At 70.7% G+C, this 25,811-nt stretch carries 19 protein-coding genes; 5 read left to right on the forward strand and 14 right to left on the reverse strand.

All coding sequences use genetic code 11. The features are described from left to right. Nucleotides 1-76: 76 nt before the first annotated feature. A complete protein-coding gene (locus FVE25_RS55655) occupies nucleotides 77-3,895 on the forward strand; it encodes a cellulase family glycosylhydrolase (RefSeq protein WP_246268187.1) in 3,819 nt (1,272 codons plus the stop codon). A 99-nt stretch (nucleotides 3,896-3,994) separates the two neighbouring features. Here the strand turns inward: FVE25_RS55655 and FVE25_RS40205 are convergent, their stop codons facing one another. Together FVE25_RS40205 and FVE25_RS40210 are read right to left on the reverse strand one after the other, a co-directional pair. Next, nucleotides 3,995-4,447, reverse strand: a complete 453-nt coding sequence (locus FVE25_RS40205; protein ID WP_157252745.1) for a VOC family protein — start codon at nucleotides 4,445-4,447, stop codon at nucleotides 3,995-3,997. After that, nucleotides 4,444-5,856 (reverse strand): diaminopimelate decarboxylase family protein, encoded by a 1,413-nt coding sequence (locus FVE25_RS40210; protein WP_181019876.1) that lies wholly within the window; start codon nucleotides 5,854-5,856, stop codon nucleotides 4,444-4,446. The genes FVE25_RS40205 and FVE25_RS40210 overlap by 4 nt, the downstream gene beginning before the upstream one ends. Nucleotides 5,857-5,995: 139 nt before the next feature. Here FVE25_RS40210 and FVE25_RS54560 point away from each other — a divergent pair, with 139 nt between their 5' ends. Further along, the gene (locus FVE25_RS54560) at nucleotides 5,996-7,030 is read left to right on the forward strand and encodes an Lrp/AsnC family transcriptional regulator (RefSeq protein ID WP_219825850.1); all 1,035 of its coding nucleotides are present in this window, start codon (nucleotides 5,996-5,998) and stop codon (nucleotides 7,028-7,030) included. On the opposite strand, the gene FVE25_RS40225 is transcribed toward FVE25_RS54560, so the two are convergent. The 3 genes from FVE25_RS40225 to FVE25_RS40235 are packed head-to-tail and all read right to left on the reverse strand — an operon-like array spanning nucleotide 7,021 to nucleotide 10,096. Then, nucleotides 7,021-8,043, reverse strand: a complete 1,023-nt coding sequence (locus FVE25_RS40225) for a MaoC family dehydratase (protein ID WP_157252747.1) — start codon at nucleotides 8,041-8,043, stop codon at nucleotides 7,021-7,023. The two genes, FVE25_RS54560 and FVE25_RS40225, sit on opposite strands and share 10 nt — an antisense overlap. Continuing rightward, nucleotides 8,040-8,897 (reverse strand): HpcH/HpaI aldolase/citrate lyase family protein, encoded by an 858-nt coding sequence (locus FVE25_RS40230; protein WP_157252748.1) that lies wholly within the window; start codon nucleotides 8,895-8,897, stop codon nucleotides 8,040-8,042. The genes FVE25_RS40225 and FVE25_RS40230 overlap by 4 nt, the downstream gene beginning before the upstream one ends. Next, nucleotides 8,894-10,096, reverse strand: a complete 1,203-nt coding sequence (locus tag FVE25_RS40235) for a CaiB/BaiF CoA transferase family protein (RefSeq protein WP_157252749.1) — start codon at nucleotides 10,094-10,096, stop codon at nucleotides 8,894-8,896. Before FVE25_RS40235 ends, FVE25_RS40230 begins: the two co-directional genes overlap by 4 nt. Nucleotides 10,097-10,199: 103 nt before the next feature. Here FVE25_RS40235 and FVE25_RS40240 point away from each other — a divergent pair, with 103 nt between their 5' ends. Beyond that, complete coding sequence (locus FVE25_RS40240) at nucleotides 10,200-11,360, forward strand: acyl-CoA dehydrogenase family protein (protein ID WP_157252750.1); 1,161 nt, start codon at nucleotides 10,200-10,202, stop codon at nucleotides 11,358-11,360. A 260-nt stretch (nucleotides 11,361-11,620) separates the two neighbouring features. Continuing rightward, entirely contained in the window at nucleotides 11,621-12,118 is a 498-nt protein-coding gene (locus FVE25_RS40245; protein ID WP_219825851.1) for an SRPBCC family protein, read from the forward strand. A 101-nt stretch (nucleotides 12,119-12,219) separates the two neighbouring features. Here the strand turns inward: FVE25_RS40245 and FVE25_RS40250 are convergent, their stop codons facing one another. Further along, nucleotides 12,220-12,450 (reverse strand): hypothetical protein, encoded by a 231-nt coding sequence (locus FVE25_RS40250; protein ID WP_157252752.1) that lies wholly within the window; start codon nucleotides 12,448-12,450, stop codon nucleotides 12,220-12,222. Between the two features lie 241 nt (nucleotides 12,451-12,691). Here FVE25_RS40250 and FVE25_RS40255 point away from each other — a divergent pair, with 241 nt between their 5' ends. Continuing rightward, the gene (locus FVE25_RS40255) at nucleotides 12,692-15,364 is read left to right on the forward strand and encodes an AfsR/SARP family transcriptional regulator (RefSeq protein ID WP_157252753.1); all 2,673 of its coding nucleotides are present in this window, start codon (nucleotides 12,692-12,694) and stop codon (nucleotides 15,362-15,364) included. Between the two features lie 66 nt (nucleotides 15,365-15,430). Here the strand turns inward: FVE25_RS40255 and FVE25_RS40260 are convergent, their stop codons facing one another. The 8 genes from FVE25_RS40260 to FVE25_RS40290 all read right to left on the reverse strand — a co-directional run bounded on the left by FVE25_RS40260 (nucleotide 15,431) and on the right by FVE25_RS40290 (nucleotide 25,781). Next, on the reverse strand, nucleotides 15,431-15,811 hold the full coding sequence (locus tag FVE25_RS40260; RefSeq protein WP_157252754.1) for a VOC family protein: 381 nt from the start codon (nucleotides 15,809-15,811) through the stop codon (nucleotides 15,431-15,433). Between the two features lie 15 nt (nucleotides 15,812-15,826). Then, complete coding sequence (locus FVE25_RS40265; protein WP_157252755.1) at nucleotides 15,827-17,128, reverse strand: FAD-binding oxidoreductase; 1,302 nt, start codon at nucleotides 17,126-17,128, stop codon at nucleotides 15,827-15,829. Between the two features lie 239 nt (nucleotides 17,129-17,367). Next, on the reverse strand, nucleotides 17,368-17,601 hold the full coding sequence (locus FVE25_RS56540) for a serine hydrolase (RefSeq protein WP_219825852.1): 234 nt from the start codon (nucleotides 17,599-17,601) through the stop codon (nucleotides 17,368-17,370). Next, nucleotides 17,567-17,998 carry a serine hydrolase gene (locus FVE25_RS54570; RefSeq protein ID WP_219825853.1) on the reverse strand — a complete coding sequence of 144 codons (432 nt, stop codon included), beginning with the start codon at nucleotides 17,996-17,998 and terminating at the stop codon, nucleotides 17,567-17,569. The genes FVE25_RS56540 and FVE25_RS54570 overlap by 35 nt, the downstream gene beginning before the upstream one ends. Nucleotides 17,999-18,043: 45 nt before the next feature. Then, entirely contained in the window at nucleotides 18,044-19,537 is a 1,494-nt protein-coding gene (locus FVE25_RS40275) for a serine hydrolase domain-containing protein (RefSeq protein WP_246268189.1), read from the reverse strand. Nucleotides 19,538-19,661: 124 nt separating this feature from the next. Beyond that, nucleotides 19,662-20,159: a hypothetical protein gene (locus FVE25_RS40280; RefSeq protein WP_157252756.1), complete on the reverse strand. Its 498-nt coding sequence runs from the start codon at nucleotides 20,157-20,159 to the stop codon at nucleotides 19,662-19,664. Between the two features lie 132 nt (nucleotides 20,160-20,291). Then, on the reverse strand, nucleotides 20,292-22,664 hold the full coding sequence (locus FVE25_RS40285) for an ATP-binding protein (RefSeq protein ID WP_157252757.1): 2,373 nt from the start codon (nucleotides 22,662-22,664) through the stop codon (nucleotides 20,292-20,294). A gap of 375 nt (nucleotides 22,665-23,039) precedes the next feature. Further along, on the reverse strand, nucleotides 23,040-25,781 hold the full coding sequence (locus tag FVE25_RS40290; RefSeq protein ID WP_219825854.1) for an AfsR/SARP family transcriptional regulator: 2,742 nt from the start codon (nucleotides 25,779-25,781) through the stop codon (nucleotides 23,040-23,042). Nucleotides 25,782-25,811: the final 30 nt, after the last annotated feature.

The following is a 25,811-nucleotide window of genomic DNA, read 5'->3' on the forward strand; positions in this document are numbered from 1 at the left end:
TTAGTTAGGAATATTTCTTAACTATCGGTTGCGCGACCGGACTTCTCACCCCCCGAGTTCTGTCAGGAGCCCACTGATGTCAGGTGCGATCCCGTTACGACGCCGTCTCGTGGCGGCCGGGGCCCTGTTCGCCCTCGCCGCGCTGCCCCTGCCGACACTGCCCGCGCAGGCCGCCGCGGCGGCGGCCATCCCCGATCTGACCAGCGCCAACCGGCGGGCGCCCGTCGCCGGACTGCCCGACTGGAGCAAGGCGGGCTTCCGCGGCGGCGCCGCCCTGCCCGGGTCCGGCGCCATGAACCCGGACGCGGCCTGCCACATCACCCCGCAGGAACTCGCCACCCAGTACGGCGTGCGCCCGGACGGCAGTGACGCCACCACGGGCCTGCAGGCGGCCATCGACGCCATCAGGACCACGTGCACACCGAGCGCCGGCTACACCAAGCTGTCGTCGATCACGCTGCCCGCGGGCCGGTTCGTGGTCAGCAGGCAGCTCGGCCTGGACGCCGACTACCTGGTGCTGAAGGGCGCCGGCATGGGCCAGACGGTCCTGTCCTTCCGCCCGGACGCCAACACCCGCTACGACACGCTGACCGCGGACGGCAGCGACTGGGACGAGGACGGCGCCACCCACGGCGCCGGCAAGGGCGGCTGGACCTGGCCCGGACGCGGCCTGCTGCGGGTGCAGACCCGTGAGGTCCACAGCAGGTACGCCTCCGACTACTCCTCCGCCCCCGCCAACCGCAAGGACATCTTCGAGGGCAGCGTCAACCAGCACTGGGCGGCCGGCGTCCCGCTGCGCGCCGCGTCCACCACCGGCGAGACGCAGATCAGGCTGGCGAGCAACGCCGACATGTCCCGCTTCAAGGTCGGCGCGCACCTGTGGGTCGGCGCCGCCAACAGCGTGAAGTTCTATCAGCAGCAGACGGTCACCGACACCTCCACGTACATGAACCTGCACATGCGCCAGCAGATCTTCCAGATCAGCGCCGTGGACACCGCGGGCAGGAACCTCACCCTGGACAAGCCGCTGGAGTACGGCCTGCCGGTGAACTCCACCTCCGACGGCTCGGCCGCGATCGGCGGGACCGTCTACCCGAGCCGGGTCACCCCGCTGAAGGTCGTGCAGGGCGTCGGCATCGAGGACCTGACCCTCACCCAGGACATGGCGGGCATGCCCAAGCTGGGCGGCGGCACGTACAACCTCGACCGGGCCGACGCCCGCTTCAACTACGGCAACATGGCGCCCGAGTACGCCCAGCACGGCATCGTGCTCAAGTGGGCGGCCAACGTCTGGATCCGGCGGGTCGGCACCGAGATGACCGGCTCGCACGCCGTCGTCACCGAGAGCGCCAAGAACATCCAGGTCCAGGAGTCGAACTTCGACGGCTCGTGGAACAAGGGCAAGGGCGGCAACGGCTACTTCCGCGGCTCGCGCGTCTGGGACTCGCTGTACGCCTACAACACCTCGCGCAACCTGCGGCACTTCACCTTCCAGTGGTCGGCCTCGGACAACGTGGCGATCGGCAACGACTTCGACTCCGACCTGAACGTGCACGGCGGCTGGGAGCGGCGCAACCTGTTCGAGAACAACAAGGTGCGGGTGCCGTTCGAGCACGCCTCGAAGAACTGCCGGACGAACTGCGGCGACGAGGGCGGCGGCGGACCTGACGACTCCACCTGGTGGCCGATCTGGTGGGCCGCGGGTCCGAAGGCGGCCAAGTGGTCGGGCTCCAGCGGGCCGCAGAACGTGCTCTACAACAACGAGATGACCAAGCAGACGACGCAGGGCGGGCCGTACCAGAGCTACTATCCCGACCGGCAGCGGCTCTACCAGTTCGGCAGTTCGGCGGCCGACGCGTCGACGTTCCAGCACCTGGCGCTCAACGGGACGACCATCGCCGACTGGGCGGGCAACGAGACCGCCGACTTCACCGGCTCGGGCGTCAACGCCTCGCGGACCGACGCCTCCGGCTCGCTGTTCCTGAAGAGCCAGGGCAGCGGCTCGGACACCACCGCGCCGAGCACTCCGGGTGGTCTGCGTGCCACCGGCACGACGTCCACCACGGTGTCGCTGGCCTGGAACACCGCGACCGACGACGTCGCCGTCACCGGCTACGACGTCTACCGCGGCGACACGCTGGTGACCACCGTCACCGCCACGACGTTCACCGACACCGGCCTGACTCCCACGACGGCCTACACCTACACCGTCAAAGCCCGCGACGCCGCCGGCAACACCTCCCCCGCCAGCACCTCCATCACCCAGCAGACAAGCGGCTCAGAAACCCTGCTCTCCCAAGGCCGGCCCGCCACCGCCTCCTCCATCGAAGGCACCGGATTCGAAGCCGCCAAAGCCGTCGACGGCGACACCACCGGCACCCGCTGGGCCTCGGAAGAGGGCGTGGACCCGCAGTGGATCCAGGCCGACCTCGGCAGCAACGCCACCGTGACCCGCGTCAAGCTGACCTGGGAGGCCGCCTACGGCAGGTCGTACCGGATCCAGACCTCGCCCAACGGCTCGACCTGGACCGACGTCTACTCCACCACGACTGGCGACGGCGGCACGGACGAGGTGAATCTGTCGGGCAGCGGGCGCTATATCCGGATGTACGGCACGGCCCGCGGCACCACCTACGGCTACTCGCTGTACGAGCTGCAGGTCTACGGCACCTCGGGCGGCGGCGACACCACCCCGCCCAGCACCCCCGCCAACCTGCGCTCCACCGCCACCACCTCCACCAGCGTCTCCCTGGCCTGGAACGCCTCCACCGACAACATCGCCGTCACCGGCTACGACGTCTACCGCGCCAGCACACTCGTGAACACCGTCACCGCCACGACGTTCACCGACACCGGCCTGACTCCCGCGACGGCCTACACCTACACCGTCAAAGCCCGCGACGCCGCCGGCAACACCTCACCCGCCGGCAACTCCGTCACCGCCACCACCCAGGCGGGCAGCGGCGGCACCCCGGTCGAGGCCAACGGCCGGCTCCGCGTCTGCGGTGTCAAGCTGTGCAACGAGAACGGCAAGCAGATCCAGCTGCGCGGCATGAGCTCGCACGGCCTGCAGTGGTACTCGCAGTGCCTCAACACCGCCTCGCTCGACGCCCTGGCCACCGACTGGAAGGCCGACGTCCTGCGGATCTCGATGTACATCCAGGAGGACGGCTACGAGACCAACCCGCGCCTGTTCACCGACCGGGTGCACAACCTCATCGAGCAGGCCACGGCCCGCGGCATGTACGCCATCGTCGACTGGCACATGCTCACGCCCGGCGACCCGATGTACAACCTGGCCAGGGCCAAGACGTTCTTCACCGAGATCGCCCAGCGGCACAACAACAAGAAGAACCTGTTCTACGAGATCGCCAACGAGCCCAACGGCGTCTCCTGGGCGACGGTCAAGAGCTACGCCGAGCAGCTGATCCCGGTGATCCGCGCCAACGACCCCGACACGCCCATCCTCGTCGGCACCCGCGCCTGGTCCTCGCTCGGCGTCTCCGACGGGGCCAGTGAGACCGAGGTGATCGGCAACCCGGTCAACGCGACCAACATCATGTACACCTTCCACTTCTACGCGGCCTCGCACGGGAGCAACTACCTCAACACGCTCTCCCGCGCGGCCGACCGTATCCCAATGTTCGTCACCGAGTTCGGCACGCAGACCGCCTCGGGCGGCGGTGGCAACAACTTCTCGATGTCGCAGCAGTACCTCGACCTGATGGCCCAGAAGAAGATCAGCTGGGTCAACTGGAACTACTCCGACGACGGCCTGTCCGGCGCCGTCTTCACCGGCGGCACCTGCCCGAACGGCCCGTTCGCCGGAACGAGCCGGCTGAAGGAGGCGGGAGTGTGGATCCGCGACCGGGTCCGCACACCTGACGACTTCTGACCGACCGGCCCCGCCCGTGCCGCCGGCGCGGGCGGGGCCATCCCGACGCGGCGCCGGGAACCGTACGGCATCCGCCATGATCGACAGGCCGCGCCGGCCCTATCGCCCGGCGGCGAACTGGATCAGTTCGACCACGTGGCGGTCGGGGTCGAGCACGTACACGAGCCGCGCGCCGTCCCAGTGGCCGTCCCCTGACACCGTGACCGGCTCCCCGGTGAGCGGGTGGACCCCGGCCTCGGCCAGGCGCGCGAGCAGACTGTCCAGGTCCTGGACGCCCATGGCGACGTGCCCGCCTCCCACGCTGCTGACCGGCAGCGCGACCGACGGCTCGCTCCTGGGCCTGCGGTACTCCAGCAGCTCGATCATCTGGCCCCGGCCCGCGTCGAGCATGGCGAAGGCGAGCCAGGCGTCCTCGATGCCCGCTGCGCGGGCCTGCGCCTCGCCCTGCTCGAGAAGCGGCATGCCGAGCAGGTCGTGGTAGAAGGCGAGCGAGGCCGCCAGGTCGGCACAGGTGAGTCCCGCGTGGTCGAGTACGGGTGTGGTGATGGTCATCGGGCGGCTCCGGTGAAGGTGTGGTGGAGGTGGTCGGGGAGGGTGTCGCGGGCGAGCAGGTCCTCGATGCTCTCGGCCCGCCGTACCAGGTGGGCTTGCGTGCCGTTCACCAGCACGGTCGCGGGACGGGGCAGCAGGTTGAGGTTGCTCGCGTTCGCGTCGTTGTAGGCGCCGGTGAAGCAGAAGGCCAGCAGGTCGCCCGCGCTCATGACGGGCAGCGTGGCGGTGCGCGCGAGCACGTCGGACATGCAGGAGCGGCCGACGACCCGGACTTCGACCGCGGTCTCCGTCTCCGGTAGCCGTACGGGGGTCACCGGCGGGCGGCCGGCCTGGTCGGGGATCTCGGAGAGGAACAGCTGCGTGGTGTCCGTCTCGTACCAGGTGAAGGGGAAGGGGTGGGTCTGGCGCTTCACGTTGAGCAGGGTCGCCACGTGGATGCCGCACGGCCCGAACAGCGCGCGGCCCGGCTCGACTTCCAGGGTACGGCCCTCGACGCCGATGCCGCCCGATGCCAGGCCCTTGGTCAGGTTCTCGCAGACGACCTCGGCGTAACGCTCGATCGTGGGTGGGACAGGGGGGATGAAGCTCGGGTTCGCCCGGCCGAACCCGTCGATCTGCGGTGCGAATCCGCCGCCGACGTCGACGGTGTCCGGAGTCCAGCCGCCCCACAGGTCCGACACCTCGGCGGTCAGCTCGCCGAACCGCCTGCTGAACCCGCCGATGACCGACAGGTCGGTGGTGTAGCGGCCCATGTGCATCATCACGCCGGTGACCCGCAGTTCCGGCGCGGACAGCGCGCGACCGGCCTCGGCCAGGTCGTCGTAGGGGACGCCCGACTTGTAGGTGCCGTAGATGTCGGCGATCGGCGTGCCGAATGCCTCCATGCGGGCGTCGGTCTCGTAGTAGGGCCGCAGCCGTATCCGTAGGTTGGCCTGCTTGCCGACGGCGCGGGCCGCCGCCACCGAGAGTTCGATCTCCCGCACGTCGTCGACAGTGACGCGGGCGCCGAGGGCTACGGCGCGCTCGATCGTGGCCCGGTCCTTGCCGGTGCCGTTGAGCGAGATCAGGGCGGGGTCGATTCCGGCACGGACCGCGACCTCCAGCTCGCCGGCGCCGACCAGGTCGGCGCCCATGCCCTCCTGCGCGAGCACCCGCTGGAGCGCGAGGACGGGGTTGGCCTTGACCGCGGGCAGCACCAGGACCTCGCCCTGGGGCCAGGCCCGCTTGAACGCGGCGCGGATGCGGCGAGCCTGACGTCGCAGGGTGGACTCGGAGAGCACGAACAGCGGCGCGGAGAATCGCTCGACCAGGGCGTCCACTGGCACGTCCTCGATCAGCAGGCGGCCGGACTCGCGGCGGAGCATGCCGTCCGACAGCGCTACCGCATCGGCGTCATAGGATTCGCTCATGTATGGCAAAATAGTTGATTGAATGCCATCAAACAACTGTTTTCTAAAGTTCAGATCGCCGAGTGATGATATTTTCGCCACCACGATCGAGTCAGGGGGTCGCGTGGCAGACGGGCGACGGTCATGCTTCGATGGCGGGGTGACCGAAGCCCTCCATGACAGCCGCGAACCGCAGGATTCGCCCGCGCTGGACGAGATCGACCGGCGGATCATCGCCGAGCTGCAGGACGACGGCAGGCGGACCTACGGGCGGATCGCCGAGGCGGTCGGGCTCACCGAGGCTCCGACCCGGCATCGGGTGGCGCGCCTGACCAGGTCCCGGCTGATCGAGATCGTGGCCATCACCAATCCCGGTGCTTTCGGCTTCCGGCTGCGCGTCGCCGTCGGACTGCGCTGCGAGGGTGACATCGACGCCATCGCGGCCACGATCAGCGAGGTGGACGAGGTCGACTGGCTCGTCGCCACCGCGGGCCGCTACGACCTGATCGCCGAGCTCCGCTGCGTGGACGAGCAGCACCTGTACGGCCTGCTCGCCGAACGCATCCGCACGGTCCCCGGTGTACGCGACATCGAGACCCTTCTGTATCTCAACCTGTTCAAGGCGTCCTATTCCTGGCCCCCCGGCTCGGGCAGACGGGTGCCGGACAAGCCTGCCGGAGCCCGTCGATGTCCCCCTGTCGAGCCCGCGCTTACCGACAGCGGCGAGAAGGTGACGCTGGACGCGATCGACCGGCGGATCGTCGCCGAATTGCAGGAGGACGGCAGGCGGACCTACGGGCGGATCGCCGAGGCGGTCGGGCTCAGCCTCGCGCCGACCAGGCAGCGGGTGGCGCGCCTGATCGACACGGGCGTCATCAAGATCGCGGCCATCGTCAATCCGAGGAAGGTGGGATTCCTGCACCGCGCCGCCATCGGCTTGCGCTGCGAGGGCGACCTGGACGTGATCGCCGCGGCGATCACCCAGGTCGACGAGGTCGAGTGGCTGATGGCCACTGCGGGAAGCTTCGACCTGATGGCGGAGGTCAGCCACCTGGACACGGAGCATCTGCATCGGCTGGTGGCCGACCGCATCCGCACGGTGCCCGGCGTGCGCGGCGTCGAGATCCTGATCTTCCTGTCCATCTTCAAGGTCAGGTATCCGTGGCCGCCGGGGATGACACGGATCTACCCGTAGCCGGCGGGGCCGTAGGGGCCGTCGGCGCCCCTGCGGTGCACCAGCAGGGAGCGCCGAAAGGACAGCACCGTTTCGCCGCGCTGGTTCACCGCTCGCGTGGCGACCGACAGGATTCCCTCGGCGGGACGCGACCTCGACGGGCGGGCGTCGAGGATCTCCGAGTCGGCCCGTACGATGTCACCCGCACGCACCGGGGTCGGCAGTTCGATGTCGTACCACCCGAGGTTCGCCACCACTCGCCCGAAGGTGCGCGTCGACGCGGTCGTGGCGGTGGCGAGCACGAACATCTCGCTGACCAGAGGCGGCCCGTCGTGGTAGCCGGGCGCGAACTCCATCGACCTGCGGGCCTGCCCGATCGTCTCCTCGCGCAGGAAGGTGTATCCGGGGTGGTGCGTGAACCGCTCGCCCGGCCGGCAGTCCTCGAAGAACAGGCCGTACCGTTCCCGCAGGTCGCCGTCCACCAGGTCGTAGGCTGCGAACCTCGGCTCGTCCACCGGCGGTCCGCCGGGGTCGGCGTCCGGGCCACGCCCCCGGCGATAGATCTCCGCGCGATAGCTCAGGTCGATCACCTCGGCGCCGGACGCGTTCAGCCCGCGAGTGCGCACCCGCACGACGCCGACATCCGGATCGCCACCGGGGTCCACCTCGAGGATCTCCGACTCGGCGTACAGCGTGTCGCCGCCGAACACCGGCGCCCGCAGGCCGATCTCGTCGAACCTCGCCAGCCTGCGCCGCCGGGCGAACGTCTTGGCGCACAGGCCGATCACCCGCTGCGCGGTGAGCGTGCTGACCATCAGCGGCCTGCCCCAGGCGGTGTGCCCGGCGTAGGCGGCGTCGAAGTGCAGCATCGCGGAGTTCATCGTGTCCAGCGCGTGCTCGGTGTTGTCCTGCTGCGATAGCGTGACTCCCGGCCGGTGCCGGAACCGCTGTCCCACGACGAAGTCCTCGAAGTCGATCCCGAACCGCTCGGCGTACCTCCCGGGACCGAGCAGGTAGTACGCGGAGAACGTCATGCGCCACCCCCCGCGCGTTCGATGACGAGCCGGGCGCGGTGCACCACGGCGGCGTCGATCATCGATCCGCGGAAGCGGACCGCCCCGCCGTCCCCGGCCGCCTTCAGCACCGCGTGCGCGTCCGCGACTTGCCGCGCCGTCGGTGTGAACGCCTGCCGTACGTCCTCCACTTGCTTGGGGTGGATCGCGAACTTGCCGGTGAAGCCCGTCATGCGGGCGCGGCGGCACTCCTCGGCGAGCACGGCGGCGGAGTCGAGGTCGAGGCAGGGCATGTCGAGTGCGCGGATTCCGGCCGCCGCCGCAGCCCACACCAGGCGAGCCCGCGCGGGCAGCATCGGCTCCCACGCCAGCTCGGCCTCCAGCGCCACGGCCAGGTCGGCGCCGCCGAATCCGAGGGCGACCACGTGTGGGTCGGCGGCGGCGATCTCCGCAGCATGCTCAAGCCCCGCGCCGGACTCGATGCTGCACACCAGCTCGCCGTGCCAGTTCCGGCCGCCGAGCGCCTGAGCGCACAGCCGGGCTTCAGCCGCCGACTCGACCTTCGGCAGGACGACGAAGTCCGGCAGCGCGGCCGAGCTGTCGAGCAGGGCCGCCAGGTCACGGATTCCCTCGGGCGTGGTGAGAGCATTGACGCGTACCCCCACCGGCAGGGCCCGGGCGGCCCCAAGCGCGTGGATGGCGGCTTCGCGGGCGGCCTGCTTGTTCGCGGGGGCGACCGAGTCCTCCAGGTCGATCACCACCGCGTCCGCCCCCGCGGCCAGCGCGCGCCCGATCCGGTCGGGCCGGTCGCCGGGCACGAACAGGATCACCCGGGCCGCGTCGATGCTCCTGTCACGCTTCCCTTCGCCGCTCATATCACGCCCAGCGCGCGCAGTTCGCCCAGTTCAGCGGCCGTTCTGCCCAGTGCGGTGAGCACCTCGTCGGTCTGTTCGCCGAGAGCGGGCGCGGAGGTGGGCGGCCGTGCGGGGCCGTCCGCCCTGATCGGGCTGGCGAGCATCCGCAGCACGGTTCCCGTACCCACGTCGATCCGCTCGACCCGGTCGCCGTCCTGGACCATGGGGCTGTTCATGGCCTCGGGCAGAGTCAGGATGGGCGCGGCGGGCACCGCGTCACCGAACACCGCCAGCCATTCGGCGGTGGTGCGCCTGGACAGCTCCTCGTCGAGCAGACCGGTCAACTCGTCCCTGGCCGCGAGCCGGTCGGCGAACGTGCGGAACCTCGGGTCGTGGCCCCACTCGGGACGCCCGATCCGCTCGCACAGCAGCGGCCAGAACTTCTCCTTGTTGCACATCAGGTAGATCCAGCCATCCGCGGTGCGATAGCTCTGGCACGGGGTGAGGGACGGATGCGCCGAGCGGGGCAGCCGGGAGGTGCGCAACCCGCCGTTCAGGTACCAGTGCGCCGGGTAGTTGAGGCTGAACAGCGCCACGTCGAACAGGCTGACGTCCACGTCGCCCCCCTGGCCCGTGGCCCGCGCCCGCAGGATGCCGCTGACCGTGGCGAGGGCGAGCACCACGCCGCCGGTCAGGTCGATCATGGAGATGCCCATCCGGGACGGCGGGCCTTCCGGCTCACCGGTCAGGTCGAAGTAGCCCAGCTCCGCCTGCATCAGGTAGTCGTAACCCGGCCGCGCCGCCCGCTCCCCCGCGCGGCCGTAGCCGGTGAGGTGCCCGCACACGATCCGGGGGTTGGCCGCGCGCAGCCGGTCGAAGGTGAGGCCCAGCCGCTCAGGCACGTCGCCCCGGAGATTGCTGACCACCGCGTCGGCGCTCGCGGCCAGTTCGAACAGAATCTGCCTGCCCCTGTCGTGCGCCAGGCTCAGCGTGATGCTCTTCTTGCCGCCGTTGAGTCCCTGAAAGAACACGCTCCGCGCGGTTTCCGGCAAGTCGTCGCGGAACAGCGGCCCGACCGACCGGGACACGTCGCCGTCTCCCGGCTGCTCGATCTTGACGACCTCGGCGCCGAGGTGCCCGAGGAGTTGCGTGCCGAACGGCGCCGCGCCGTACTGCTCGACCGCGAGCACCCGCACTCCGCTGAGCAAGTTGGTGCGCATCATCCCTCCAAATAGTTGAGTGATGGTCTTCAAGCGACTGTTTTAAGTATCGTCTGGCACGCAGACTACACATAATCGTCAGAAGGTTGTACGGTCTCCGGCTATGGACTTTCAGCTCACCGATGATCACCAAGCAATCCGGCTCGCCGTGCGCGACGTCTGCGCCCGCTTCCCCGGGCAGTACTGGCGCGATCTGGAGGCGGACGGCGAGTACCCGGCGGAGTTCGTCCGCGTCATGACCGAGCTCGGCTGGCTGGCCACGCTCATCCCCGAGGAGTACGGCGGCGGCGGGCGGGGCATCACCGAGGCCGGGATCATCCTCGAGGAGATCCACCAGTCGGGCGGGCACGCGGGCGCCTGCCACGCGCAGATGTACATCATGGGCACCCTGTTGCGGCACGGCACCGACGAGCAGAAGAAGCGCTACCTGCCGGAGATCGCCGCAGGTCGGCTGCGCCTGCAGGCGTTCGGGGTGACCGAGCCCGACGCGGGCTCCGACACCACCAAGATCGCGACCAAAGCGGTGCGCGACGGCGGCCACTACATCATCAACGGGCAGAAGATCTTCACGTCCAGGATCGCGCACTCGGACCTGATGCTGCTGCTGGCCCGCACGAGCCCCGCGAGCGAGGTGACGCGGAAGACCGACGGCCTGTCGGTATTCCTGGTGGACCTGCGGGAGGCCGGCTCGAGCGTGACGTGGCAGCGGATTCCCGTGATGTCCGCCCATCACACCTACCAGGTGTTCATCGACGACCTGCGCGTGCCCGCGGAGAACCTGATCGGCGGGGAGGGGCGCGGCTTCTCCTGCATCCTCGACGGCATGAACGCCGAACGTGTCCTGGTAGCGTCAGAGGCCCTCGGCGACGGCCGCTTCCTGGTCGAGCGTGCCGTGGCCTACGCCTCGAAGCGCGAGGTCTTCGGCCGCCCGATCGGCGCCAACCAGGGTGTCCAGTTCCCCCTCGCCCAAGCCCACGCCCAGTTGGCGGCCGCCTCGCTCATGCGGTTCCACGCCGCCGACCTGTTCGACCGAGGGCGGCCGTGCGGGGCCGAGGCCAACACCGCGAAGCTTCTCGCCTCCCAAGCGTCCTGGGCCGCGGCCAACGCGGCCATGACCGCTTTCGGCGGCAACGGCTTCGCCGTCGAGTTCGACGTGGAACGCAAGTTCCGCGAGGCCAAGCTGCTGGAGATCGTCCCTGTCAGCAACAACCTCGTCCTGTCCTACCTCGGCCACCGCGTACTCGGCCTGCCGCGCTCATACTGACAGCCCTGCCGTCCACCCGAGCACGATAGCGACGAACACCCCCAGATGGGGGGAACCTCCGGCCGGGCGGCGCTCGGGCGTTTCGGGACCGCGCGCGCCGGCCTCCTACCTTGACAGACCAAGGTAACTGTGCCTAGCGTACCTTGATATCTCAAGGTAAAAGGGAGCGTGCCGGTGGACCGCTGCTGCTCCGGGAGATGTCCGAGCGCCGGTGTCTTGGTGTGCTGAGCGACCTGAAACGACGCATAGAGGAGCACGACATGGCTGACAGGCCGGATTATGTGTACGTCACCTTCATCCAAGCCACGCCGGAGCGAGTCTGGCACGCGCTGACCGACGCCGACGTGAGCGCCGAATACTGGGCGGAGCACTGCAACGTCTCCGACTGGCAGGTCGGCTCGACCTGGGAGCACCGGCGCACCGATGGTTCCGGGATCGCCGACCTCGTCGGCACCGTGCTGCAGGCCGTACCGCCCAAGCGGCTGGTGATCACCCGCACCGGCCCGAACGAGGAACGGCCCAGCGGCCCCGGCCGGGTCACCTTCGACCTCGAACCGCACGGCGACATCGTCCGGCTCACCGTCACCCACGAGAACCTGACCGACCACGACGAATACGTCTCGGTCTCCGCCGGATGGCCCTGCGTACTGGCCAACCTCAAGACCTTCCTGGAAACCGGGCGCGTCCTGACGCAAGGACCATGGGAAATGTACGCGCAGATGCGCGCCGCCCGAATGGCGCTCAACGACCCCAAGTGACCGCTCGGATTGGCGCAGCGTACGGGTCCCGGGCGAATCAACGTATCTTCGACCCGGTCAGGCTCCGCAGCGATGGCAAGCAGCATGGCCCGGACGACGACTCAGTCAGTTGGCTCAGTGTCAGGAGGCGGTTTCTCCTCGCCGTCAGCCTGCTGCTCCGCTTCTCGCTGTTCCTCAGCCACCTTGGCCTCTGGATCCGGTGGCGGCTCTACCGGCTCGGCGGGGATGGGGCGTGGCGTGTCCCGGGTCTCGACACCGGCCCTTTCCACGCGCATGTCGCTTTCGCCGTTGACCTGGCCCACCGCTGGCGGGAGGTCGTCCTGCTCGTTCATGGCGAGCCCTCTGCCCACACTGCGTCGCCCGAATCCTGCAGAGAACCGGCCAATGGCCATCCTTCGCGTCTAATCCCCACATTCGATCAAGAAGATCCGCCCATATCCGCACCGCCGGTGGAGCCCAGCCCAAGGACAACAGCCTGACCGTTGTGGAAGAGCAAGTGTGACAGCCGAGCGGAGGCGGGCGCACGAAGTCCCATGGGCGGGGCTTGCCCAGCGCGTGGCTATCATCGCCAAAGTGCGTTTTGAGTTGCTGGGACCGGTACGTTGCCTGCGGGGCGAGGAGGAACTCGACCTTGGCTCCCCGCAGCAGCGGCTGACCCTCGCCGCCCTCCTTCTGGCCGAGGGCCGTGTGGTCGGCCTGGAACGGCTGATTGACATCCTGTGGGCCGATGCGCCGCCCAAGAGCGCGGCCAACGTCGTGCGGCAGTATCTGTCCCGGCTGCGTCTCGTAGTGGGCGCCGAGATGATCCAGTCGGTGACGGGCGGATACAGGTGCGCCGCGGCCACCGATGAGGCGGATTTCCGCCGACTGCTGAGCGAGGCCGCGCAGGCTCCGGCTGCGGAGGCGCGCACGTTGCTGGAGCGGGCGCTGGAGCAATGGCGGGGCGAGCCGCTGGCCGGGCTGCCCGGCGCCTGGGCGCAGGCGCAGCGCGTACGGCTGGCCGAGGCGCGGCTGGTCGCGCTGGAGTCCAGGTTCGAGGCCGATCTGGCACTGGGCCGGCATGCCGGGGTGGTCGGCGAGCTGGCCGCGCTGCACTCCGACCATCCGACGCGCGAGCGATTGTCGGGCCAGCTCATGCTGGCGCTCAAGCGGGCCGGACGGCAGGCCGAGGCCATCGGCGTCTACACCGACACGCGCCTGCTGTTGGCCGAGGAGTACGGTGTGGACCCGTCGGCCGAGCTGGCGGCCGTCTACCAGCAGGTCATCGCCGTGCAGTCCCAGCCCAGACCGGCGCCGCAGGGGCTGGGGGTCGGCGGGCTTCAGCCGGCGCAACTGCCGGCGGGCACACCCGATTTCACCGGCCGGCGTGATGTCGTGCGGGACCTGGTCGAACAGCTGACGGCGGGCACGCGCGCGATGCCCGTCGTGGGCTTGTCCGGCCCCGGCGGGATCGGGAAGAGCACGCTGGCGGTACACGTGGCGCATGCCGTTCGCGGGAATTTCCCCGACGGGCAGTTGTATGCCAACCTCCGCAGCGGGGACCGCGCCCCGCAGGAGGTGCTGGCCGGTTTCCTGAGGGCGCTGGGCTGCACGGACCGTCAGATTCCGGCCTTCCCGCCGGAGCGAGCGGCGTTGCTGCGGTCCATGCTCGACGGCCGGCGGGTGCTGGTCGTGCTCGACGACGTCGCCGACCCGGCCCAGGTCGAGCCGCTGCTGCCGGGCTCGGCGACGTGTGCCGTGATCGTCACCAGCCGCGTCAGGCTGGCGGGCATGGTCGGCGCCCGGCTGAGGGTCCTTGATCTGCTGTCGGACGCCGAGGGGCTGGAGCTGCTCGGGCGTGTGGCCGGGCAGGCGCGGGTGCTGGCCGAGCCGGAGGCCGCCGCCGACCTGGTCCAGGCGTGCGGGCGGCTGCCGTTGGCGGTGCGGATCGTGGCGGCCAGGCTGGCCGCGCGGCCCGGCATGCGGCTGGAGGCCCTGGCGGTACGGCTGGCCGACGCGCGGCACCGCATCAACGAGCTCAAGGCGGGGCAGGAGACGGTGGCCGCCTGTTTCGCGCTCGGCTACGAGCAGCTGCCTGCGGAGCAGGCCAGGGCGTTCAGGCTGCTGGCGCTGGCCGAGGGGCCGGACCTGCCGGTCGAGGCGGCGGCGGCGATGCTCGGCGTCAGCCGTACCGATGCCGAGGACATGTGCGAGGCCCTGGTCGATGCGAGCCTGCTGGAGACCACCGCGCCGGGCCGCTACCGCTATCACGACCTGCTGCGGCTGTACGGCAGGGGCCTGGCCGGCGAGGAGGAGCGGGCTACGGCCTCGCAGCGGCTCTTCGAGCACTACATGTGCGGCATTCGCGGCGTGTGCCGCGTCGCGCTGCCGGGCTTCGTGCACCCGGCCGGGGCAGAACGCCCTGAGCTGAGCTTTTCCGGGGCGCCGGCGGCCCGCGCCTGGATGCGTACCGAGCAGGCCAACGTGGCCGCCACGATCGCGGGGTCCGGCCGCGAGGGCCTCCTGGGCGAGGTGCCCCTGCTCGCTCAGGTGACCGGGTTCGCCGACGTCGAGGACGCCATCTTCCTGCCCGCCGTCCTGCTCGCGATGGGCTTGGGCGCGCAGCGCATGGCGGCGACGGACGAGGCGGTCAACCTGTTGTCCGAGGCGCTCGCGCCGGTCGACGCCCGCACTCATCCCAAGCTCAGCGCGATGATCCACGCGATGCTGGCCATGGCGCTGGCCGATGACGGCTCGATCCCGGACGCCCGGCGCCACGTCGAGCAGGGTCTGGAGCTCGGCAGGCTGGCGGGCGACCCGCACAGCATCGGGGTCAACCAGATGGCGCAGGGTGTCGTCCACATGCGCGCCGGCGAGCTGGGCCAGGCCGCCGAGCAGCTGCTGGCCAGCGCGGAAACCTACCGTCAGGGCGGCATGCCGCTTCGGGCGGCCTGGCCGGCCAACCGCTTGATGCTCGTCCACCTGGCCGCCGGACGGCCGCAGGAGGCGGTGGCCGTCGGCGAGGAGGCGGTCCCCATGGCCGAGGCGATGCACGACCCCCTGCTGGCCGGGCTGCTGCTGACCCGGCTGGGCCAAGCTTGGGAGACCCTCGGCGACAGCCCGCAGGCGCGACGCTGCCGTAGCGAAGCCGCCGCCGTCCTGCGGCCCTACCAGCTCCAGCAGCCCCCGCCGGGCACATCCGGCGGAGCCGGGCGGGCTCGCCGGTTCCTCGGCCTTGACCGGGCTGAAGACCCGGCCCCAGCTTGACGGCCCGATCGAAGCTTCCCGAGATCCACAGGACGACCCGGGGCGGCTGGCCGCGCAACGGGTGGGTCAGGCCATGTGCAGGATGTTCCAGAAGTGGCCGTCAAGGTCGCGGAAGCCGCGGCTGTACATGTACTCGTTGTCCTCCGGCTGCCCGGCATCGGTGCCGCCGTTGGCGAGTGCGGCGGTGACGACCTCGTCGACCTTGGCCCGGCTGTCCACTTCGACGGCCAGCACCGCTTCGTTTCCCGCCGTGACGTCGGGGATGTCCCGGCCGGTGATGGTCTTGAAGAGTGGCTCGGCGACGAGCAGCAGCGAGGCTCCCTCGCCGAGGATGACGACGCCGGTCTCGTCGCTGGTGAACTTCTCGTCGAGCGAGAAGCCGAGCTCACGGAAGAAGGTCACGGACGCGGGAAGGTCCTTGACGTGCATGTTCACGAAGAGTGTCATGATGTTCTCCAGTCTCTAAACGTTGATGGTGCGGTGGAAGAGGTTGTCCGGGTCGTAGGCGTGCTTGACCGCGGCCAGCCGTGCTCTGGTCGCCTCCGGATAGACGGCGTCCACGTCGTCTGCGGAGATCTCGGTGAGGAAGTTCGCGTACGCGCCCGAGGTGTAGGGGGCGAGCGTGTTCCACAGGTCGGTGTAGTCCTGCATGATCGGCTGATGGTCTTGCGGTGTGCCCAGCACGACGATCTGGAGCATCGCCTCCGTGTCGCGGTGCGCGAAGGCGGTCGCCTCGGCGGGCACCCGATTCATCGCGCCGCCCAAGCCGCGTAGCTCGATCACCATCATCGGGATCGAGGCGGCACGGCCGGCGAGCTCGCCGATGAGGTCGTCGTCGAGTGAGCGCACGAAGCGGTTGCGGACCATCGGCCGCCAGCCGTCCGGCAGGAAGGCGTCGTCGAGCACCTTGGGGTACGGCATGGCGTCGACGTCCACGCTCACCGGCGTGCCGAGCCGGGTCAGAGGCGTGAGCGCCGCAGGGTCGTCGCCCGCGTAACAGGCGAGCACCACCACCGAGGGCGGCGCTTCCTCACCGAAGCCGGGCATGATCTGCAGGAACGTGGTCAGTTCGTCGGGCGCCGCCCGCAGCGCGTCACGCCAGCCGGTCAGCAGGCTCGCGAGGTCGTCGGCCGGGTAGACGATGCGGGCGAAGGTCACCAGCGACTCGCGCTGGGCCGCGACCTCGAACGTGGTGACCACGGCGGCGTTGCCCGTCCCGCCGCGCACCGCCCAGAACAGGTCGGGGTGATCGTCGGCGCTGACGCGCAGGATCTGGCCGTCGGCGGTGACCACTTCGGCCGCGACGAGGCTGTCGAGGGCCAGGCCGTACTTGCGGACCATCCAGCCGATGCCGCCGCCGAGCATGAGGCCGCCCACGCCGACGGACGTGGTGTCACCCGAGGAGATGGCCAGGCCGTGACCGGCCAGAGCCTCGGCGACCTGGCCCCAGGTGGCGCCGGTGCCGAGCCGGACGAGGTTGTCCGGACCGCCGAGCACGTCCACGTGGTTGATCGGTGACAGGTCGATCACCATGCCGCCGTCGACGGTGCTCAGGGCGGCGCCGCTGTGGCCGCCGCTGCGCACCGCCACCGGCAGGCCATGGCTTTGGGCGTAGGCCAGGGCGGCGGCCACACCGGCCGCGTTCCGGCATCGGGCGATGCAGGCGGGAGTACCGGTGTAGACGAAACCGCGCCGCAGCGTGTCGTAGTCCGGATCACCGGGCTCGACCAGCACGAGTCCGCTGTTGTCGATGTGTTGGGTCATGCCGTCCTTCTCATGTCGGTGGGGAGTGCCACTTCGGTCTCTTCGGAAGGCGCTTGGCACGTTCCATGGCGGGGGCGCGCTACTTGTCGCAGAACACCTGCTTGACGAGGGCGTCGGTCAGCTTCTGGAAGTCCTTGGCCGGGCCACGCGTGGCCGAGTCCACCCAGGTCACCGACGCCGTCAAGGTCTTGCTACCGTCGGGCGAGCCGTACATCAGCGTCCCGTAGCCGTGCGGCGGGCTACCGTTGTGCTGGTAGACGACGCCACAGCGGCCCGGGCAGGTTCGTCCTGTCGCCGGGCACCAGGGTCCCGGTCAGACCGAGCGGGCGCAGGATGCGCCGCTTCATCTCCTCGGCGTAGGAACGACCGGTGACCTTCTCGATCAGCAACAGCGCCAGCGTGTAGGTGGTGTTGGTGTACTTCTGACCGGTACCCGGCTCAAAACGCGGCTTCTTCGACAACGCCAGCCGCACCAGCTCCTCCGGCGCGTAGCTGCGAAAACGCCGGCTCACCCAGCCGTCGCCGCTGGCGGTGATCCAGCCTGACCTTGCCCTCCGCCACCAGCTGCAGCACCACAGTGGCGGTGAACGGCTTGACGACACTACCCGTCCAGAACCGCCCGTCGACCGGCGGCCTGGCCGCCGAGCCCAGCTTGCGCACCCCAGCACTACCGGCCCACTCACCCCGCTCATCGCTGACACGCACCTGCACGCCGAGGAAACCGGCATCGACAAACGCCTGGACGCTCTTTCGTAGTTCCGGCCGATCCCGCCTGGCGGTGGCGGCGAGCGCGGGGGTGGCCGTAGCCGCCAGCAATGCGGCCGCCAGCGCGGGCAGCGCCGCGAGCTTCACAACCTTGGTGTTCTTCATGATTCCTTCGTGGTGATTCGGGGGTTGATGGGTGGGGAGGGCAGGTCAGTTCGCCGGCTTCTCGCCGAACACCGTCTGCACGAGCTTCTGCTTGGCCTGCTCGAACGCCGCGCCCAGGGCGGGGAGGTCGAACTCGGCTTCGCCGGTGGTCACCGAGGCGATGAGGGTCTTGCTGCCGTCGGGCGTGCCGTACATCAGCGCGGCCCAGCCCCAGAAGTTGCCGTTGTGGTGGATCAGGGTGACGCCGTCGCCGATGTCCTCCACGAACACGCCCAGGCCGTAGCCGATCGTGAGGTCGGGCTTCCGCATCTCGGCCAGCAGGTCGGCCGGCAGCAGCTTGCCGCCCAGCAGCGCCGACATGAACGCCTGCAGATCCCGGGTGGTGGAGATCATGTCACCGGCCGCCGAGATCCAGGTCGGGTTGAAACGCGTGGTGTCGGCGGTCTTCCACTCCTCGCCGTCCTGGTAGCGGTAGTAGCCGTGGGCGTGCGGCTCGGGGATCTCCGGCGAGTCCTCCGGCACCACGGTGCCCGACAGCCCCAGCGGGCCGGCGATCCGCAGCCGCAGCTGCTCGCCGTAGGAGCGGCCGGTGACCTTCTCGATCAGCAGCCTGGCCAGCACGTAGTTGGTGTTGGCGTAGCTCCAGCCCGTGCCCGGCTCGAACCGGGCCGGCTTGGACAGCGCCAGCCGTACCAGCTCCTCCGGCCGGTAGGTGCGGGACTCGTTCTCCTCCACCCATTCCTTGCCCAGTCCGGGGATGCCGGGCGCGAACGTCCCGTCCTCGTAGTACTCGCCGGTGAAGTTGAAGACCCCGCTGGTGTGCTGCAGCAGCATCCGGACCGTGATCCGCCGGTCCAGGCCGTACCCGGGCAGGTAGTCGTCCACCGGAGCGTCCAGCCCGATCGTGCCGTCGGCCACCAGCTGCAGCACCAGCGTCGCGGTGAACGTCTTGGTCGCGCTGCCGATCCGGAAGTGGCCCTCCGTCGACGGCTTGGCGGCCTCGCCGAGCTTGCGCACCCCGGCGCTGCCGGTCCACTCGCCCCGCTCGTCGTTGACGCGCACCTGCACGCCGGCGAACCCGGCGTCGACGAACGCCTGGATCGCCTCCTGCACCTCCGGCCGATCCTGCGCGGCCGGAGCGGCGTCGAGGGCCGCGGTGATCTTGCGGATCATCTCGGTCATGACGGGGCCGGGCGCGCCCTTGCCCGCCTGGGCGGCCGCGTCGACGGCGACCAGGACGGTGTCGCGGAAGTTGCGCGCCTCGGCGGGCTCCTGCCGGGTGAGCAGGGTCATCGCCTCGGTCAGGGCGGGCAGCACGTGGTCGGCGATCGCCGCCGCCGACTTGCCGTCGAGGTTCACGACTTTGGTCTTGGCGGCGAGCACGTGCCCGATGGGGCCGGTCGCCGACCACAGGGCCAGCGAGCCGGCGGTGGCCGTCTTGTGCGGCGAGCCGGCGGCGTCGGCGGCCAGCAGGCTCACGGCGCCGTAGGCGGCGGTGCGCAGAATGGCCTGGTCCTGGGTGGTGAGGGTGAGGGACATGCTGGTGACTCCTAAGAGGTTTGCTGCGGTTCGGGGAGGCTTGTGAGCTCAACCTTCGCGGGCGTGCCTGACGCGGGGCCGCCGCCGTGCTGATACGGCCGCTGACACCAGGGGTACGGCCGGCTCAGCCGGACGTGGCCCGGACGATCACCGGGTCACCCGTGGGACGGCTGAGGCGGTCGCCGACGACGCACAGCACCCGCTCGAGCCCGCTCCACAGCCGCGACTCCATGTCGCCGGGCGTCTGGTGGCCGGGCAGCACGGTGTGCACGCGGTGGGAGACCCGGCTGGCGCCGTCCCCGGCAGAGGTGATCGTGTGCACGCCGCCGTACCAGCTCTGCACGGCGACGGCCTGAAGGTTCAGGTCGACCTCGATGTCGATCTGGCCGCCCGTCCCGGCGACCATGGCCCGGTACGATCCCGTGCGGTCACCGGCGGCCACGGTCATCGCGCCGCGTCGCGCGGCGGACATGCCGGCCAGGACGAGCAGGTTGTCGTCGCCCACCCGGCCGGGCTTGATAGCCAGCAGCAGATCGGCGACCGCGCCGGCCGGCGCGGCGACCGTGCCGGCCACCTCCCATCGAGGGGGAAGCGCGGTCAGCGCGGGGAGCAGGAAGGTCATCGGGATCGCCTTTCCGGGGAGAGGAGCGGGTGCCGGTCACGTCGCCGAGATTGGCACCAACGCCGCCGTCTTCGAGCCGGCGACGGCGTCCCGATGGGACAAGCGTCCCGCGAATACCCCGATGACCTGGGGTTATGTGGTGATGGCCGGCTGTCCCGTATGTGTCCCGGGCGGGACGGCGGCCGGGTCCAGCGTGGCGAGCGCCCGGCCGGCCTCGGCCTCCAGATGGCGCAGACCGAGGGTCCTGGCCAGCTCGAAAGCCTGCCGCAGGTGCCGCTCGGCCGCGCCGCGATCCCCGGCCGCCAGGCAGGTCTCGCCGTAGGGGATGAGAATCGGGGCGGCGCGCAGCCGTTCACCGGTCTCGTTGATGATGTTCAGGGCTTCCGCGTGGTGATCCAGCGCTTCCACGATCCGGCCCAGCGCGCGGGCGGCGATCGCCAGGTCGGTCAGGCTCAGCGCCTCCGCGATCCGGTGGCCGGTCGCTCTGCTTTGGGCCAGCGCCGTACGGAAATGCGCCAGGGCACCCGAGGCGTCGCCCAAGCCGAGCGCCGCGGCGCCGAGCACCCGCACGCCCATCGTCTCCAGGTGCAGGTCGTCGATGTCCCGGGCCACCCTGACCGCCTCGGTGGCGGCCTCGTGCGCCGGCGTGAACCGGCCGAGCTGGACCAGCGCGTGCCCGATGCGCGCGTGCGTCACCACGTGACTCTGCGTGGAGGTGCCGGCCGGCAGGAGATCGGCGGCCTGCTGTAGCAGATCGATGGCGTCCTGGAAGCAGCCGTCGTCCATGTGCCGTTCGGCCAGCCGCTGCAGCGCCATCACCTCCCCTTCCCCGTCGCCGACGTCGGCCATGAGCTCCCGGGCCGCCCGGTAGTCGGTCGTCGCCTCGGCCGCACGGCCAGAGAACTGGTGGGTGACGCCGCGCCGGTAGGTCAGCCAGGCGGCGGCCCGCCGGTCGCCCAGCCGGTCGGCGGCCGGGAGCGCGGCGTCCAGCAGCGCGCTCCAGCGCTCCATTCCGCCGCGTCTGCCGAAATAGACGGCCATAGCCTGGGCGAGCCCGGCCGTCGCCGCGTCGAGGCCGAGCTCCACGGCCAGCTCGAACGCGGCGACGATGTCGGGCGTCTCCGCGTCCACCCAGGCCAGCGCCTCGTCGTGGCCGCGGAAGGCCGGGAGCGCCGCGGGCGGATGCGAGACGATGATCGGCGCTCCGGCCGTCTCGTGGGACATCGCGGCGTCCGCGGCGAGCATGGTGCTCAGGTAGTAGTCGAGCAGCCGCGCGATCGCCGGCCTCCGGTCCGGCGAGGTCTCCGCCACGGCCACCTGCCGCAGCAGGTCGTGCATCCGGTAGCGGCCGGCCGCGGACTCCTGCAGCAGGTGCGCGTCCACCAGATCCTCCAGCAGGGACCGCGCGTTGCCCAGCGGGATGTCGGCCAGCGCCGCCGCGGCCCAGGCGTCGACGCCTTCGCCGGGCACCAGCCCCAGAAGCCGGAACATACGCCGTTGCGCCGGATCGAGCTGTCTGAGGGACATCGCGAGCACGTTCGAGACGTCCAGTTCGCCGCTGCGCAACCGTTCGGCGAGAGTGGCGACCGTCCACGAAGGCCGATGCCGCAGCCGGGCCGCGGCGACCCGGATGGCCAGCGGCAGGTAACCGCACAGCCGGAGCACCTCCGCCGCGGCCTCGGGCTCGCCCGACGGCCGCGCGCCACCCGAGGCGCTGACGAACAGCTCGGCCGCGTCCGCCGCCGGAAGGACGTCGAGCGAGATCGGACGGACGGCGTCCAGCTCGACCATCCTCCGGCGGCTCGTCACCACCGCGAGACTCGCCCCGGCGCCGGGAAGCAGCGGCCGGACCTGGTCGGCGTCCGCGGCGTTGTCGAGCACGATCACGGCCCGGCGCCGCGCCAGCTCGGCCCGCCAGAGCGCGGCCCGCTCGGGCCCGGTCGCGGGAATGCCGGCCGAGGCCACGCCGAGCGCGGACAACAGCACCCGCAACGCCTCATCGGGTTCCACCGGCTCCCGGCCCGGAGTGAACCCGTGCAGGTCCACATAATGCTGCCCGTCGGGATAGTCGGCGGCCAGCCGGTGCGCGGCCCGCACGGCCAGGGCGGTCTTGCCCACGCCCGCCATGCCGTCGATCGCCACCATCCGATGCGTGCGGGCGGCCTCCAGCAGCGCCGCCAGCTCATCCCTGCGGCCGGTGAACCCGCTGACGTCGTACGGCAGGTCGTTCCGCCCCGCGGAAACCACCGGGGCCGAGGGCTGGGCCGGCTGCCGGGGCTTGGCGGGCGCCCGCTTGCCGCTCTCCCACACGGGCCGCAACGGCCGGGGATCGACCCCCGCCACCTGGCACAACGCGACCACCACCGACCAGGGCGGTATCGACTGGCCCGACAGATACCGGGACAGCGACGAACTGCTGATGTGAATGGTGCGTTCCAGCTCACGCAGGCTGCGTCCGGACGCTTCCCGCACCTGCCGCAGACGCTCTGCCAGCTCCTCGCTCACCGGTTCCGACCCTCTTCAGAAGTACTCCACAGAGGGACAAAATTACACATACCGTAATAACTGGTCCAATTCTCTACGGCGGAGCCCATCCGTGGTGTGAGGCAGGTCCTGTCCGCAAGAGTTCCGGCACCCGGGCCGCCCGCTGCTCTGCCCAGCCCATCGACATGACCTCCTGACCAAGCTCTACTCCCCCGACGGTCTGGGGCACTTTCCGGGGAGCGATCAAGCGGGCGCGCCAGGCCCGCCGACAGCCCAGCCGCGGGGAGCCGGTTGACGCGCGGCGACTGGTCGCCGGTAGTACTCGCGGAAACCGTCAGCGGGTTAGCGCGATCTGGCGTGCCCCGCGACCCGACACCCGGCATCAGGCATCAGGCATCAGGCATCATCCAGGTGGGCGAGCATGGCACGGACCTCGGCGGCCTCCGGCGTACCCAGGTGGGTGTAGAGGTCGAGCGCCCGCTTGGCATGGTCTCGAACGAGATCGACCCGGTGGAGATCAAGGTAGGCGCCCGCCAGTCCGCGATGCGCCCTGGCCTGCTCCGGCAGCACACCTATCTCCCCGGCCAGCGCGAGCGCCGCCTCGTGGTCGGCCACCGCGCGTGACGGCCGGCCCATCGCGCGGGCGACCTCACCCAGCCCGTTGAGCCCGGTCGCCTCGTCGCTGCGGTATCCCAGCCGCCGGCACAACCGAACAGACCGGTACAGGTTGGCGTGCGCGTCCGACAGCAACCCCTGTCGCCGATACACCGTCCCGATGCTGCTCAGTATCCGCGCTTCCTCCACCCCCAGCCCCAGCTCGCGATACAGGTCCAGAGCCAGCCGCAGGTACTCGTGCGCCAGCGGATAGGCCCCCTGCAGCTCGTGCACCAGCCCGAGGTTCCCCAGCGCGGCCGCCTCCCCGACCCGCTCGCCGATCGCCCTGCAGAGCTCCAGTACCTGCCAGAAACACTTGTGCGCCTCGGCGTGGTCGCGCAACCGCAGGCACACGTCGCCGAGGTGGTTCAACGCCCGCCCCTCGCCGCGCGGGTCGCCGAGCTCCCGGTACAACCGCAGCGCGTGCAGGTAGTGCTCGCGCGCCTGCACGTAGCTCCCCTGGCGCAGGTAGACCACGCCCAGGTCGACGAGCGCTCTGCTCTCCCCAGCCCGGTCGCCGCGCCGCCTGCTGACCTTCAGCGCCAGGCGGTGGAGCATGAAGGCGTCGGCGTAGTGGGCGTGCTCGTCGAGGTAGCGATGCAACCCCTGGGCCAGTCCGGTGACGTAGGCGGGCAGGTCGTGTTCAGCGGCGTATGCCGCGACGGCCACGAGGTTGGCGCGTTCCGTCTCCAGCTCGGCCGCGGGAAGCGACAACGATCCGAGATAGTGGTCGAACAGCCTGATCAGCGCCTCGCGCTGCCTGTCGGCCGTCTCCTCTGCGTCCGCGGTGCAACGGGCGTGCTCGCGCAGCAGGTCGTGGAAGGCGTAGCGGCCGAACCGCTGCTGGATCAGGACGTGCGCGTCGAGCAATCCCTCCAGCAGCGTTTCCGTCCTGGAGACCGGGAGCGCGGCCAGCGCGGCGGCGGCGTTGACGTCGATGTCGCCGCCGGGGTGCAGGCCCAGCAGCCGGAACAGGCGCTGCTGGTCGGGATCCAGGTGCTGGTACGACAGGGTGAAGGCGGCCTTCACCCCGCGATCGGCCGCGGTGAGCTCGTCCAGCCTGCCGCTCTGGGCGGCCAGGCGCCGGGCGAGGTAGTCGACGTCCCAGAGCGGCCGGCGATGCAGGCGGGTCGCGGCGATCCGTACGGCCAGCGGGAGGAACCCGCACAGTCGCAGCACCCGCAGCACGGCGGCGGGATCGTTGATCGCCCGCTCCCCCACGATCGCCGTGAACAGCTCCACCGCGTCGGCCTCGGCGAGCGTGTCGAGGGACAGGGTGCGCGCGCCGTCCGGGTAGGCCAGGCGGTGGCGGCTGGTGATGATGACCATACTGTCGGCCGTACCGGGAAGAAGGGGCAGGATCTGCGCGACGCCCGCGGCGTTGTCGAGCACGACGAGCACCCGGCGTCCTGCCAGCTCCGAGCGCCACAATGCCGCCCGGTCGCCGGTGGCCGCGGCGATGCGGTCCGCGGGTACGCGTAGCTGGCGCAGCAGTGATTCCAGTGCCGCCTCGGGCTCGACGGGCGGGTGCCCTGCCGTGTGCGCGTGCAGGTCGATGAAGAGCTGCCCGTCGGGGTAGCGGCAGGCGAGCCGATGGGCGGCGTGGATGGCCAGGGCGGTCTTGCCGATCCCGCCCATACCGTCGATCGCGATGATCGGCACTCCTGGACAGGCGAGAAGGTCGAGCTCGGCGGCGCGTCCGGCGAAGTCGGGAATGTCGTACGGCAGGCTGCTCACCCCTGCCACAGGCGGGACAGGCGCGCTCACCCCTGCCACGGGCGGGAAGGACGCGGCCAGACCGGGCTCGTCACGCAGGATGGACTGCTCCAGCATGACGAAGAGCCTGCTGGGATCCAGCCCCTGGCTCTCGATGAGGGTGGCGCGGAAGGTGCGGGCCACGGCCAGGGCGTCCGCCTGCCGTCCCGCGCGATGCAGAGCGAGCATGAGCTGGCAGGTCAGCCGCTCCCGCAGCGGGTGGGTCGCCTGCACGGCGATGAGTTCGGCGATGAGGTCGTCGTGGCGGCCGAGGGACAGTTCGAGGTCGGCCAGGCGTTCGAAGGCCGCCAGCCGCCGCTCCTCGAGCCGCGACCGCGCGTCGGGCGCGTAATCGGCGTTCACGCCGGTCAGCGGCTGCCCCACCCACAATGCCAGGGCGGCGCGGAGCTGCGCCGCCGCCGCATCCGGCTCGGTGGCGGCACGTTCGTGAGCGTGGGCGACCTGGGTGGTGAACTCCTCCAGGTCCAGCTGCCCCGGCTCGGGCACGAGCACGTATCCGGCCGCCTTCGTGCGTAACGCGTCCGGCAGGCCGGCCGCGCGCAACGCCCGGCGGATGCCCGTGACCGCGCCGTGGATCTGGCTGCGAGCCGTCCCCGGTGGGGTCGGGCCCCACATCGCCTCGATGAGCTGCTCGGTGCTCACCACGTGGCGAGCGTGCAGGAGCAGGTAGGCGAGCACGGCGCGGTGGCGCGGCGCGAGCTCGGGCAACCATCGGTCTCCGTCCGAGACAGCGACTTG

Origin of the sequence: Nonomuraea typhae (genome assembly GCF_009760925.1) — a bacterium.
Classification (GTDB): Bacteria; Actinomycetota; Actinomycetes; order Streptosporangiales; family Streptosporangiaceae; genus Nonomuraea; species Nonomuraea typhae.

Coding starts and splice junctions, on each gene's coding strand:
- FVE25_RS40280 (WP_157252756.1), bottom strand. CDS start 20,159: ATGACCTTCCTGCTCCCCGCGCTGACCGCGCTTCCCCCTCGATGGGAG.
- FVE25_RS40230 (WP_157252748.1), bottom strand. CDS start 8,897: ATGAGCGGCGAAGGGAAGCGTGACAGGAGCATCGACGCGGCCCGGGTG.
- FVE25_RS54570 (WP_219825853.1), bottom strand. CDS start 17,998: ATGAAGAACACCAAGGTTGTGAAGCTCGCGGCGCTGCCCGCGCTGGCG.
- FVE25_RS40225 (WP_157252747.1), bottom strand. CDS start 8,043: ATGACGTTCTCCGCGTACTACCTGCTCGGTCCCGGGAGGTACGCCGAG.
- FVE25_RS40210 (WP_181019876.1), bottom strand. CDS start 5,856: ATGAGCGAATCCTATGACGCCGATGCGGTAGCGCTGTCGGACGGCATG.
- FVE25_RS40260 (WP_157252754.1), bottom strand. CDS start 15,811: ATGACACTCTTCGTGAACATGCACGTCAAGGACCTTCCCGCGTCCGTG.
- FVE25_RS40240 (WP_157252750.1), top strand. CDS start 10,200: ATGGACTTTCAGCTCACCGATGATCACCAAGCAATCCGGCTCGCCGTG.
- FVE25_RS40275 (WP_246268189.1), bottom strand. CDS start 19,537: ATGTCCCTCACCCTCACCACCCAGGACCAGGCCATTCTGCGCACCGCC.
- FVE25_RS40250 (WP_157252752.1), bottom strand. CDS start 12,450: ATGAACGAGCAGGACGACCTCCCGCCAGCGGTGGGCCAGGTCAACGGC.
- FVE25_RS40245 (WP_219825851.1), top strand. CDS start 11,621: ATGGCTGACAGGCCGGATTATGTGTACGTCACCTTCATCCAAGCCACG.
- FVE25_RS40235 (WP_157252749.1), bottom strand. CDS start 10,096: ATGCGCACCAACTTGCTCAGCGGAGTGCGGGTGCTCGCGGTCGAGCAG.
- FVE25_RS55655 (WP_246268187.1), top strand. CDS start 77: ATGTCAGGTGCGATCCCGTTACGACGCCGTCTCGTGGCGGCCGGGGCC.
- FVE25_RS40205 (WP_157252745.1), bottom strand. CDS start 4,447: ATGACCATCACCACACCCGTACTCGACCACGCGGGACTCACCTGTGCC.
- FVE25_RS40265 (WP_157252755.1), bottom strand. CDS start 17,128: ATGACCCAACACATCGACAACAGCGGACTCGTGCTGGTCGAGCCCGGT.